Origin of the sequence: Flavobacterium rhamnosiphilum (genome assembly GCF_004349195.1) — a bacterium.
GTDB classification, from domain to species: Bacteria; Bacteroidota; Bacteroidia; order Flavobacteriales; family Flavobacteriaceae; genus Flavobacterium; species Flavobacterium rhamnosiphilum.
This window is the reverse complement of record NZ_SMLG01000002.1, coordinates 133,329-146,555: the sequence shown is the minus strand read 5'-3', so window position 1 is coordinate 146,555 and position 13,227 is coordinate 133,329. Positions and strand designations below refer to the sequence as shown.

The 13,227-nt window shown below is 33.2% G+C and carries 7 protein-coding genes; 6 read left to right on the top strand and 1 reads right to left on the bottom strand.

Annotation, left to right across the window (positions count from 1 at the left end; all coding sequences use genetic code 11):
* Positions 1–6 precede the first annotated feature (6 nt).
* Positions 7–3,096 (bottom strand): SusC/RagA family TonB-linked outer membrane protein, encoded by a 3,090-nt coding sequence (locus E0I26_RS04250; RefSeq protein WP_131915257.1) that lies wholly within the window; start codon positions 3,094–3,096, stop codon positions 7–9.
* 1,382 nt (positions 3,097–4,478) lie between these two features.
* On the opposite strand from E0I26_RS04250, the gene E0I26_RS04245 reads away from it, so the two are divergent.
* The 6 genes from E0I26_RS04245 to E0I26_RS04220 all read left to right on the top strand — a co-directional run bounded on the left by E0I26_RS04245 (position 4,479) and on the right by E0I26_RS04220 (position 13,225).
* Positions 4,479–5,510 carry a GntR family transcriptional regulator gene (locus E0I26_RS04245; RefSeq protein ID WP_131915256.1) on the top strand — a complete coding sequence of 344 codons (1,032 nt, stop codon included), beginning with the start codon at positions 4,479–4,481 and terminating at the stop codon, positions 5,508–5,510.
* A 10-nt stretch (positions 5,511–5,520) separates the two neighbouring features.
* A complete protein-coding gene (locus E0I26_RS04240; protein WP_131915255.1) occupies positions 5,521–6,411 on the top strand; it encodes a LysR family transcriptional regulator in 891 nt (296 codons plus the stop codon).
* A gap of 423 nt (positions 6,412–6,834) precedes the next feature.
* Positions 6,835–9,909 (top strand): SusC/RagA family TonB-linked outer membrane protein, encoded by a 3,075-nt coding sequence (locus E0I26_RS04235; RefSeq protein ID WP_131915254.1) that lies wholly within the window; start codon positions 6,835–6,837, stop codon positions 9,907–9,909.
* A gap of 28 nt (positions 9,910–9,937) precedes the next feature.
* Positions 9,938–11,470, top strand: coding sequence for a RagB/SusD family nutrient uptake outer membrane protein (locus E0I26_RS04230; protein WP_131915253.1), 1,533 nt, complete (start codon positions 9,938–9,940; stop codon positions 11,468–11,470).
* Positions 11,471–11,561: 91 nt separating this feature from the next.
* Positions 11,562–12,392: a phytanoyl-CoA dioxygenase family protein gene (locus tag E0I26_RS04225; protein ID WP_131915252.1), complete on the top strand. Its 831-nt coding sequence runs from the start codon at positions 11,562–11,564 to the stop codon at positions 12,390–12,392.
* Entirely contained in the window at positions 12,392–13,225 is an 834-nt protein-coding gene (locus tag E0I26_RS04220; protein ID WP_131915251.1) for a sugar phosphate isomerase/epimerase, read from the top strand. The genes E0I26_RS04225 and E0I26_RS04220 overlap by 1 nt, the downstream gene beginning before the upstream one ends.
* The last annotated feature ends 2 nt before the right edge of the window (positions 13,226–13,227 follow it).

Sequence of the window (13,227 nt, the reverse complement as noted above, 5' to 3'; positions counted from 1 at the left end):
TTTTTTTTAGAATGAAACATTTAGTTTTACACCATAGCTTCTTGAGGATGGAAGTTGTAATACTTCAAATCCGGGTAATAATGTTCCTCCGCTTAAAGATTGAGTTTCCGGATCGATATTAGGCACTTTTGTCCAAAGAGCCAAGTTGTTCCCTACTAAGCCAATGCTTATATTTTGCACGTTGGCAGCTTTAATTAACTTTTGTGGAAATCTGTAATTCAAGCTTACTTCCCTCAATTTTACATAAGAAGCATCAAATGAATTTGCTTCAATATTATCACGACGGAAAGCATTTGAATAGTACCAGTTTTCGGCACTGATGACTGTTGTATTTGGACTGTACGAACCATCCGAATTTTGTACAACACCATCGCCAACAATTCCTGTTTCTCTTCCTGGTAATGAAACGGCTAATATGCCACTTTCCATACCAATTGCATTAGTCATTGAATAAATTTTTCCACCGTGTCTAACGTCAAATAAGGCGTTAAGAGTGACATTTTTAAACCTTAAATTGGTAGAAAGTCCCAGCATCCAGTCCGGATTGTAGTTCCCGATTTTTTTAATTTGAGTGTCCAAAATTGGAGAACCGGTATTGTCAAAAACAACTTGACCATCAGGACTTCTAAGATATCCTCTGCCGTACATGTCTCCCATTCTTTCCCCTACACGAGCTTCTACAGTTCCACCGTTAGGACCTTGTGCAATGATGTAACTGCTGATTCCTTCCGTTAGTTCTTTTACAACTCCTCTGTTTTGGCTAAAGTTGGCGTTAATTGACCATTCTAGATTTTCACTTTTAACGGGCGTAATCCCTAAACCAATTTCAATACCTTTATTCTGAATTTTTCCTGCATTGATTACGTTTGATGTAGATCCTGTTGCTTGTGAAACATCTAAACCTACAATTTGATTTTTAGAGTTTGTAATATAATAACTGGCATCTAATGTTACTCTTTTGTTGAAAAACTGAGCTTCAACACCTACTTCATAAGATGTTGCGATTTCAGGTTTCAAATTGCTGTTTAAAATAGTGCTTGGATTTGTTAATGTACCTGCTAAAGCTCCATTTTCATACGTTTTTACTAAACGATACGGATCAGTATCATTTCCTACAGATGCGGCATTTGCTCTAAATTTTAAAAAATCAATGTTTTTATTCATTTCAAACAATGAAGTAGGAATAAAACTCAAAGATGCCGAAGGATAGAAATAAGAATTGTTATCTGCCGGAAGTGTAGAAGACCAGTCGTTTCTGGCAGTCAGATCTAAATAAAGATAGTTTTTGTAACCAATATTTGCCATTCCATAAGTACTATTGATACGTTTCTTATAAATATTTCTGGATTGTATAGGCATTACATTAATGTTCTGTAAGTTGTAAATTCCGGGAATACTAATTCCCTGTCCTTCAATTTTACCTTCAGATGTGTATTGATTCATTCGGTTTGCACCCAAAGAAAATTTTGTGGAGAAATCTCCAAAAGTGCGATCGTAAGTAAGTAAAGCATCTGCATTGTATTCCGTAAAAGCGATACTTTGTTCACGGTACATTCCTTGTGGATATCTGGAAGATCCAATAGGTCTTCGTGACCAACGGAAATCATTGGAATTGTCCATTCCCATTCGAACCATTAAAGAAAGGTTTTCATTGAAATCATACGTTGAAGCGATGTTTCCAAATAGACGTCCCTTTTTAAAGGCATTGGTATTTTCATGAGCAATTTTAAATGGATTGTCTCCCCAGCTGAACATGCTGTTTTGTTTGACATCTTTTATAATCCAATAATCCTTTAGCCAGTCTAAATCAACATTGGTATGATTCCATAATAGATTATACATAAGCCCCTGACTTCCATATCCTGTTACAGGAGTATTGTCACTACCGCTTTTTGTATAGGTAGCTATCGTTATTACTTTCCATTTATCAGAAATTTTATAGTTTAAGTTTAAACTGATATTGTCTCTTTTTAAATTTGAATTCGGTACAATATCTTCACTTGTGGTTTTTCCATAACTCAAACGAAAATTAGTTTTCTCATCTGAACCGGTGATGGATACCGAATTAGAAATCGAATTTCCTTTTCTGAAAAAGTCATTCAAATCATATCTGAATTGGAAAGGAAGTGCTACTCCTTGACCAACAGAATAGCCTGGGCTTCCGTTTTGTAAAATAGACAATCCGGCATCTAATCTAGGGCCTAAATTAGTATCCGCTCCCGGATCATAGGTTAGTTTTGATCCTGCACCGTAAACACCTTGTATCTCTGGTAGTCTTAACGCTTCACTTGTCATGAAAGAGGAAGAGATGGAAACACCAAGTCCTTTATTTTTTTTACCTGATTTTGTGGTAATGACAATGACACCATTTGCCGCTCTTGATCCGTACAAGGCAGATGCCGCGGCACCTTTTAATACATTCACACTTTCTACGTCTTCTTGGTTTATTTCAGATGCGCCATTTCCATAATCTGTTGGTAAATCACGTTGATTGGTTGAGTTACCTCCAACTCCATACGTATTGTTGTTAATCGGTATTCCGTCAACAACAAATAATGGGCTGTTATTATTAATGTTTAAAGATTTATCGCCACGTATCACCACTCTCGAAGAGCTTGTAATCCCATTTCCGGAACCTGTTATTTGAACACCGGCCACTTTTCCTGATAAATTGGAAACAAAATTTGTGGAGTTGACTTTATTGATGTCATCCGATTTTAATTCTTGTGAAGCATATCCAAGAGCTCGTTTGTCTCTTTTGATACCTAAAGCAGTTACTACGACTTCCCCCAAAGCCAATGAGTTGTCATCCAATACCACATCAACTTTAGACGCCTCAGAAGTTATAATCTCTTTGGTTTTAAACCCCATAAAAGAGAATACTAACGTTTTCCCACTTTCAGTTTTAATGGAATAGTTTCCATCTAAATCTGATATGGAACTCAGTTTGCTCTCTTTGACCATTATACTGGCGCCTGGTAATGGAAGCCCCGATTGGTCGGTTACTTTCCCTGTAATTGTTTTTGTTTGTCCATTAATTAAGTGAACAGAAAAAACAAATAAAAAAAACAATAATTTTTGTCCTAAGATTTTCATTTTTTGTAAAGTTTAATTTTCAAGGGCAAACTTAGTTGTAGGATGTTTATAGTGTATTATGATACTTTTAACAAAATGTATTCTTTTATTAAAAAACAAATCATAATGTAAAGTTATTGGTTGGTGAGCTTTTAGGCAGTGCTTAAGAAATTTTAGCCGTGCCCTAAAGTTGCAAGTCATAAGTTTTAAAGCCTTATGTATCATGCCAATCAAGGGTTAGAATGTGCCGTTAGGTACTAAATCTTGGTAGAAAACATGAATTGGAACGAATTTTGCGTGCCGTAGGTACGCAATATTTATCGTTTTGTTGCGTACCTACGGCACGCTAACGAATTTTAAACCTAATTACTACCTATATTTAGTGCCTAACGGCACAAAAAAAGACTTTCAACCCTTGATCGCATGTATCTTACATTTTTTGATTTTAAGCTTTCAATAGCATTGTCCTGGAGATTCAAATCTCTTGAAAGAACTTCATTTTCTCTTATTTTGATAATTGATTTTATAGAAGGATGTCTAATTCGTCGATATAAATCTTGATTTTTGAATATTTTTTTATGTTCTAATGGTGTATTTTTAGTAAAATAAAAAAGTGTAAGCATAAAAAAATCCCTAACACTTTAGTGTTAGGGATTTTACCTTGGTAGCGAGACCGAGATTTGAACTCGGGACCTCAGGGTTATGAAAACGGAAATTTAATCTTTTTTATTTTTTAAATATTTGATTTTTAGCGGTTTATGTTTTTGGTGAAAATAGTTTTTTTAAGGTTTTTTTTACTTTTCCTCACTCGTTTTCCTCACTCCTTTCAATTGGTTTTTTTAAACTAAGAATTTGGCTTTAGTAAATTAAGTACTGATTCAGAATTCTTTGATTATCCAACATAGGTTTTGAAACTAAAGGTTGTCATTTGAATTCCAAAAGTTCTAAGATATTCATTTGTTAGCTGAATCTTAATGTCTAAATTTGAAATATCTTTAATGTATATCGATTTGTTCTAAGCTTGCAGTTTAAGTTCTCATGGCTTTCTTTGGGTGTGGTATCAAATTGTGATTTATTTTTAGGACAATCACTATAATCCAAGAATAAGCCACAAAACGGAAATTCTTTTGTAAAACCTTATCAATGAGTTTGTAACTGGGAACCAATGAAAGTCTTAACAAATTAGGTCTTCAATATTTAAAAAAAGAATATTATTTTAAATTAATTACGTTTGAAAAACCAAAAAACGGAACATAAATTAATTACAGACCCATAATAAAAATTGATTTTCAAATTATAAATTAAAGTATATTTACAAAAATTATCGACAAAATTGCATATACTACTTGAATACGTATGTCAGATCTACACCTTATAATTGATTCCTACAATCTTGAATTTCTATGAAACATAAGTCAAAAATTGATAGTCTCAGAATTGATGAGCTTTCTGCTACTCCAAAGTACCAACAGTTAGTTAATGCTGTATTGAATGCCATAAAGCAAAATATTTTGACAAAAGGCGATTTAATGCCTTCGATTAATGAATTGAGTTTTGAGTACGAAATATCGAGGGTTACGATTGAAAAGGGATATAACAAACTCCGTAAAATGGGCATTTTGGAAGCCCATCAAGGGAAAGGCTACTTCATTGCCAATACTGATGTTTCGCAAGATTTGAAAATATTCTTGATGTTCAATAAATTGAGTGTTCACAAGAAAATCATTTATGATGCCTTTGTAGAAACTTTGGGTGAAAAGGCAGCAATTGATTTTTATATTTATAACAATGATTTTAGCTTGTTTAAAAAATTGCTGAACCAACAAAAAGGCATTTACACCCACTATGTCATTATTCCCCATTTTTTAGAAAAAGGGGAAGGGTATAAATTATTGATTGAGCAAATTCCAAAAGAAAAACTAATTATTGTAGATAAAAAAATTGAAGGAATCACAGGAAATTATGGAACTGTTTATGAAAATTTTGAAGAGGATATTTATAATGCACTTAGCAAAGCTTTAGAGCCTTTGAGTAAATATCACACTTTAAAACTTATTTTTCCAGAAGACAGTTATTTTCCAAAGGAGATCATAAAAGGGTTCGAAAACTTTTGTTATAGTTATGCTTTTAATTATAAAATTGTACACGATCTTGACCTAGAAGAAGTAAATGAAGGTGAGGTTTACATAAATTTAATGGAATCTGATTTAGTAAAAATTTTGGACAAAATTATTACTTTGAATTTGACTGTTGGGGAACAAGTTGGACTGATTTCCTATAATGAGACTCCTCTCAAAAAATTTATCATGAATGGACTTACCACAATCTCAACTGATTTTGCAACAATGGGAAAATCAGCAGCAGAACTGGTATTAAGCTCCTCAAAAGAACATATCGAAAATCCATTTGAACTGATTTTAAGAGGATCTTTATAATGCATTAATAATGGAATTACGTAAATTAAAATCGTTTTTGGTAGTAGCGAAAGAATTACACTTTGGTAAGGCTGCTGAAAAACTAAATATTACTCAACCTGCCTTAACTCATCAAATTCAACAATTAGAAAGTGAGTTGGGTTTTGAACTTTTTGACAAAGCAAAACGTGTTAATAATAGAAAAGTTGAACTTACTGAGGCAGGTGCATATTTAATGAAAGAAGTAAGTCGTGTAATTGATCTTCTTGACAGAACACTAATAAGCGCCAAAATAAACAGTGAAAAAAGCAAACAAATAAAGTTGGGGATACCTAAAATGTGTCTTACAAATGAGATTATAGCCGTTCTAAAAAAGCTACAACAGAAGTTTCCCGATACTACTTTCAAAATAATCGAATGTTCAACAGTAATATCGGTGCAAGAAGCTTTGTTCAAAGGAAATGTTGATATTGGCATTACTACATTACCTCTAGTTTTCAAAGGATTGGATTACCAGGTTTTCCAGAATGAATTTCTTAATGTCATCATGCCTAAAAATCACCCTTTGGCAAAATACCAAAAAATAAAGATAGAGCAGCTTAGAAACGACAAATGGGTTGAATTGACTAAAGACTTATGTCCCGCAATTTTAGAAGATGTTGAAGTATATTGCAGAAATGAAGGTTTCTCAAGAGATGCCAATATTGTTCAGGAAGTGTCAAATGTAGAATTATTGCTAGGATTGGTGAGTGCCGGAATTGGAATTGCTATTTTTCCATCGCACTTTCCAACCAATTCAGAAGGAATCTTTTCAAAAGAATTAATTTTTTCTGATAACACTCGATTAGAACTAACAAAAATAATTGCTTGCAAGGAATCAATGGAGCAACAATATATTAAAGTCTTAAAAGAATCTTTTTAATTACCAAGGTCTTGTTAAATTTAATTGTCAGGAATTTAAATGAATTCTGATGACCAGTTCTCAAAATTTCGATTGGGAAACCAATATATTTCACAATTCAAATTTAATATTTCAAATTACAAGAATACCCCTTCAAATAAATTAATTATTTGAAGGGGTATTCTTGTAATTAATTTAATCAACTAAGTTTCTTATAAGAGTATAAAATTATTTTAGTATTTATGGGCAATCTCACATCTATTTTGGATTAATTAAATTAATTAATTTAATAAAAAAAAAGAATTAAAATAATGATTTCTATTACGATTGCGTAGGACAGTTGTTAGAAATGCAACTGCTAAGTTTGTAATATATAAAACATAATTTTATGTTATGTTAAAAAAAAAATAAGATTAAATAAATTCTAACTAAAAAAACCAAAAAATGAAGAAATTACTACAACAGCATCGAGTAAGCCTATTCTTGATTAAGGCATTGGTGTTGTATTTGGGATTCTGTACCCAAGCCATCGCACAACAAATTGTTCAAGGGAAAGTTCTAGATGAAAAAAAGGAGCCTCTTCTGGGGGTTAATGTTTTGGTAAAAGGTACTAATATAGGGACCAACACCTTGGCAGATGGTTCTTATAAAATTGAAGTTGCCAACAATTCTACTTTGGAATTTAGTTTTTTGGGGTTTGCTACCAAACAAGTTTCGGTAAACGGTCAGTCAATTCTAAATATAGTTTTGCAATCTGACAACAAAGTTCTTGATGAGGTTATAGTAGTAAGTTACGGTAGCCAAACTAAGAAAAAGGTTTTGGGATCGGTACAGACGGTGAATAACAAAGATTTGAAAGATGTGCCTGGTGCAGAAATAGGTCAAAAATTGCAAGGAAGAGTTGCGGGTTTGCAAATAAATCAAGCAAATGGAAGACCTGGTCAGGGTATGGCATTTCGAATAAGAGGTGCTGCTTCGTTAGGTTCTGGAAATCAGCCTTTAGTAGTTGTTGACGGTCAGCCGATAACAGGGGATTTAAATTTAATCAGTTCAGATGATATAGAAAGTTTTAGTGTGTTAAAGGACGCTTCTGCATCTGCATTGTACGGTTCAAGAGCTGCAAATGGGGTGATATTGATTGTTACTAAAAAAGCAAAATCAGGAAGTACAAATGTTTCATTTAATACTTATACCGGAATTCAGACTGTATTAGATAGAGGTAAGCCGGACTTAATGAATGCAAACGAATTTGCTACATTTCAAAAAGGATTTTATGAAGATAAAATAAAATATGAAAATTGGAAGTATCCAAAAACAGGTTTAGCAGAAATACCTGACGATTATAAAAATCCAGAAAATTATGGGAAAGGCACTGATTGGTACAATGCTTTATTACGTTCTGCACCTATTACTAACTATTCTTTGAACATTTCTACTGGAACAGAAAAAGTATTATCTAGCAATACATTGACCTATTTTAAGCAAGAAGGGGTTTTGGTAAATACCGAGATGTCAAGAATTTCATTTCGTTCCAATAATGAATATAATCCAAGTAAATCATTGAAAGTGGGTTTTAATATCGCACCAACTTATCAGATGGATTATAATACAACAGCTGCATTGGACGCAGTAACAGGAAGACCAATAATAGTTGGTGCTGAAATAAGTTCTCCTTTGGTACCTGTTGTCAATCCTGACGGAACGTATCCTAAACCAATTTCTTATGGAACCTATCCTCTGCCAAATTTTTACGAACAATTAAATATCTTAAATTTAAAAAATAATATTTTTAGAATGTTAGGAAATGCTTTTGTCGAAATAAAAATTCTAGATGGCTTGAAAATTAAGAGTTCTTATAATACCGATTTAGGATTTACAGACAGTAATGTTTTTCGTCCATCGACTTATGGTTTTTTTGGTACACCAGGACCAACAATTCCATCGGCTTCACATAATTCTAACAATTATGTCTCTTGGTTGATAGAAAATATGCTTACTTATAATAAAAAGATTAACTCGCATACATTTGATTTTTTAATTGGGCATAGTGCTCAAAAATATGAAAGGAATTATAGAAATATTAATGGATCTAATTTTGCTAATGATGATATTCCATGGATTGTTGGAGCGGCTACTACAACCGGAACTACAAATAAGAATGCTTATGCAATTGAATCTTTGTTTAGTAGATTGAATTATGATTTTAAAGGTAAGTATATTTTTTCGGCAAGTATGCGAAGAGATGGTTCTTCTAGATTTGGTTTAAATAAAAAATATGGAATATTTCCATCAGCATCTGCTGGATGGATTGCAAGCGAAGAATCTTTTTTTCCAAAATCAGAGAATTTTTCTCTCTTAAAATTGAAAGCAGGGTTTGGAGTAACGGGTAATAATAACATAGGAGATTATACACAAACAACAACACTAGGTTCTACTAATTATGTATTTTCGGGTGCATTAGTTCCGGGGCTATCTATAAATAATTTGGGGAATCCAGATTTGACTTGGGAAACATCTAAACAATTAGATTTAGGACTAGAATTAAGTTTGTTTAAAAGTAGAATCTCTATTCTTTACGATTATTATGACAAAAGAACAGATGGGATGCTTTATCAAATTAGTATTCCTTTTTCATCGGGTTATTCAAGTATTCGTTATAATGTAGGAGAATTTAAAATGTGGGGACATGAATTTCAGATTAACACCAAAAACTTGATTGGAGATTTGAAATGGGATACAAATTTAAATCTTTCGTTTTTAGATAATAAAGTGCTTTCTCTTCAGGATAATACACCTATTGGAGGAGTTAATAAGTATAATGATTTTAACAGGACCGAAGTGGGGCGTAGAATTGGAGAATTGTATGGATATGTTTTTGATGGTGTATATATGAATCAACAAGAGTTTGACTCCCAACCTAAACATGCAACTTCGGCAGTTGGTACTGCAAGAATGAAAGATATAAACGGAGATGGGAAAATTGATGGAAATGATAGAACTTTTTTAGGAAATTCAAGCCCTAAATTCTTATTTGGAATAACAAATACACTATCATTTAGAAATTTTGATTTTTCTATGACGATGTCAGGACAAACAGGAAATAAAATAATGAATGTCAATATGCAAAATTCTCAAAATTTAGATGGAATTTTCAATATTGAAAAAGATATGATGAATCGCTGGAGGTCACCAGAAAATCCTGGTAACGGAAAAGTCCCTAGAACTCTTTCTAATACTACTGAATTGTATAGATTAGGGAATTCTAATTGGGTTTTTGCAGGAGATTATCTTACTATTCGTAATATTTCGGTTGGTTATACTTTAAACATAAACTCAAAATACCTTTTGAAATCGGCAAGAATTTATTTGAATGCAAATCAGGTATATGTATTTACTAAATATCCTGGACAAAATCCAGAGGTGAACGATACAAGAGATAGCCAGACAACTGCAGGACAGGATAATGGATCTTATCCTGTTCCGAGAACCATAAGTATTGGAACAAATATTAATTTTTAGATATAAAATAGATTTAATACAAAAAAACATGAAAAATTTTAAATACTTATTATTCACGATAGTTTTGATAATAAATACTTCGTGCGAAAAGGATTTTTTGGAATTGTCTCCTGAAGGAAATTTAAATACAGGAAATTATTATAAAAATACACAAGATTTTCAACAAGCTCTTGTAGGTGCATATGTTCCACTACGTGATGTTTCGAATATTGCTTTTTTTATGGACGAAATGAGATCCGATAATAGTGAATACGACTACAATCCAAAAGATAGAGGAGGGTTGGGATTTGAACAGTTAGCAGATTTTTTGGATGATTCCCAAAATGGAGTTATTTCACAACGTTATTTAGCTTGTTACAATGGCATTTCTCGAACGAATGTAATATTAGATAAACTAGAAAAAATTAATTTTTCGATGACAGATGCAGATAAAAACCAAATAATTGGTGAGGCAAAAGCACTTCGCGCTCATTACTATTTTGATTTAGTTCGTCATTTCGGAAAAGTTCCGTTGCATATCCATGAAGTTTTGGATAAAGAAAATGCTTATTTGCCACAGTCTTCGGTTGAAGAAATTTATACTCAAATTATAAACGATTTTACAGATGCATTAGATAAAGTTTCATTGCCTAAATTCCCACAAGGTACGGGTAGGATCACTAAAGGGATGGTTGCGTCTGAATTAGCTCTTGTGTATATGTCTCTTAAACAGTATGATAAATCAGTTCCGTTGTTGGATTCGGTTACTAAAATGGGTTACGGATTATGGGCAAATTATGGTGATGCTTTTAAAAATGAAAATCAAAATAAAATGGAATCTGTTTTTGAAGTGCAATATAAAGACGGTACAGATGGACAATCGAGCAATTTTATTTATAGATTTATTCCTATCGGAAATACAACTAATATTTTAGGAATTAATTATAATAATACCCTTGGGGGCTGGAATGTTCCTACGCCTGATTTAATAGAATCTTACGAAATTGGCGACAAAAGATTGGATGCCTCTATTGGAGTAATTGAAGGTACAATAAATGCATCTTCTAATTTTGTAGCAAGCCGAATCGTAAGTAGCGTAAACTATGTGCCAAACCCTAGTGTTGCATACAAATATTTTATCCGAAAATACTATCATCCTCCTTATTTATTGGCTAATAATACTAAAGAAAATTGGCCTGTAATTAGATATTCGAATGTATTATTAATGCTTGCAGAGTCCTTAAACGAGTCTGGCCAATCACCAGTTGCTTTGCCTTATTTGAATCAAGTTAGAACAAGAGCTGGATTGGCAAATGTAACAACAACGGTACAATCTGAGTTGCGAGATATAATTGCAAAGGAAAGAAGAATAGAACTTGCTTTCGAAAACTCAAGATGGTTGGATTTAGTAAGAACCAACCAAGCTATTCCAGTTTTGACTCAATTTGGTATTAAACAGAAAGCAAAATACGGATATATGCTTCCTTCCGCATATACCATAACCGAAAACAGATATATTTATGCTATTCCGTTTAGAGAAATGACCATTAACCCTAAATTAATTCAGAATAACGGTTACTAATCGAAGTATAATTCATTAAAATTAAACTTGATTTTATTTCATTAGGAATTTTAATAAATCGGAAAAAAGTTTAATTCTAAACAAAAATAAAATGAGAAATCAATTAACAGAAAAAGAAATACAATCGTATCAGGAAAACGGATTTATTCTTATTGAAAATTTTTTATCAACAGAAGAATTAGAAGATTGGAGATCCGTTGTGATGCATGCAGTAAAGGAAAGAAGCGGGCAGAAAATGCCAGGCAAAGACCTTAAGACAGGAGAGTCAGACGGTATAAATGAAGATACAGAATACTTCGGAAAAGTATTTGACCAGTTACTAAATTTATGGCAAACAGATGAAGGAGTAAAGAAGTTGATGCTAGATGAGAGGATTGGAAAGATGGCAGCCCAGCTTTCGGGTTCAGAAGGAATTAGAATTTGGCATGATCAAGCGCTTTTTAAAAGACCTTGGGCAAATCCAACATCTTGGCATTTGGACACCCCATTTTGGTCTTTTTCGGATCGACGCGCATTGTCTATATGGGTAGCCCTTGATGATGCTACATTGGAGAATGGATGTTTGTTTTTTATTCCAGGCTCCTATAAGCAAACTACATTTGAGAATGCCGGTATTGGTAAAAATATGGATAACATGTTTGAAGTCTATCCCCAATTTATTAAAGTGAATTCGGTTGCTGTACCAATGAAGGCAGGTAGCTGTTCATTTCATAATGGTTTAACGATACATGGAGCAAATGCGAATATGACCAGTGGTTATCGCAGAGCAATGACTTGTGCCTATATGCCTGACGGTAATGTTTTTAATGGTCAACCCAATGTTTTGCCAGCCGAGTACGTAGGTAAACTAAAGATAGGGGATCTGCTTAATGATGAGAATCAAAACCCGCTTATTTATCATTCGTCTAGAGAGACAAAATAATGCTGGTTGAGTTTTACTGCCCACGTTGGGGATCGGAACATATTGATTGGGAACTTTTTTTACAAAATGTTAAAGCAGCTGGCTATTGTGGTATAGAATGGTTTCCTTTTGGAGATGAATCAGATCCTGAGATAGTGGTAGATTTATTGATAAAGTACGATTTAAAATACAGTATTGTCATGACGGTTCTTGGAACATATTCGTCTTTTGAAGAATATGTTTTGCTTATGAATCGACAATTACAAGAATTAACTCTTGTGGGTAAGGGACTTTTAAGTCCCTTATTTATAAGTGCTCAAATAGGTAGAGAATATTTTACCAGTGAACAAGTAGATATTTGTATCAATAGTTGTGAGACTGTTAGTAAGTTTAGTGACATACCAATCTATCATGAAACGCATCGCAATAAATGGTCCTACGCTTCCCATATTTGTTGGGATGCATTAAAGCGGAATCCTAATCTTTTACTTACTCTGGATGTTTCCCACTGGTTTTGTGTATCGGAGAGTTATTTAGAAGATCAAAAGCCTGCTCTTGCTCTTGCGATATCCCGTTCTAGACATATACATGCTAGAATCGGTCATACCCAAGGCTCGCAAGTATCAGATCCTAGATCTCCCTCTTATGCAGAAGCGTTGGCAGCACATTTAGAAATATGGGATTCATGGATTAACAGCCGAAAGGTTTCTGGAGATACAATTTGTACTATAACACCTGAGTTTGGCCCTCCACCGTATCTTTTGAATACCTCGGTGAATAGCAATCATCAGGTACAATGGGATTTAAATCTGTGGATGAAAGATTTCCTTAACAAGCGTTATAATAAAATTTAAAA

Excerpts from the sequence above, each read along its gene's own strand:
- E0I26_RS04250 (WP_131915257.1), bottom strand. The coding sequence starts at position 3,096 with ATGAAAATCTTAGGACAAAAATTATTGTTTTTTTTATTTGTTTTTTCT.
- E0I26_RS04245 (WP_131915256.1), top strand. The coding sequence starts at position 4,479 with ATGAAACATAAGTCAAAAATTGATAGTCTCAGAATTGATGAGCTTTCT.
- E0I26_RS04240 (WP_131915255.1), top strand. The coding sequence starts at position 5,521 with ATGGAATTACGTAAATTAAAATCGTTTTTGGTAGTAGCGAAAGAATTA.
- E0I26_RS04235 (WP_131915254.1), top strand. The coding sequence starts at position 6,835 with ATGAAGAAATTACTACAACAGCATCGAGTAAGCCTATTCTTGATTAAG.
- E0I26_RS04230 (WP_131915253.1), top strand. The coding sequence starts at position 9,938 with ATGAAAAATTTTAAATACTTATTATTCACGATAGTTTTGATAATAAAT.
- E0I26_RS04225 (WP_131915252.1), top strand. The coding sequence starts at position 11,562 with ATGAGAAATCAATTAACAGAAAAAGAAATACAATCGTATCAGGAAAAC.
- E0I26_RS04220 (WP_131915251.1), top strand. The coding sequence starts at position 12,392 with ATGCTGGTTGAGTTTTACTGCCCACGTTGGGGATCGGAACATATTGAT.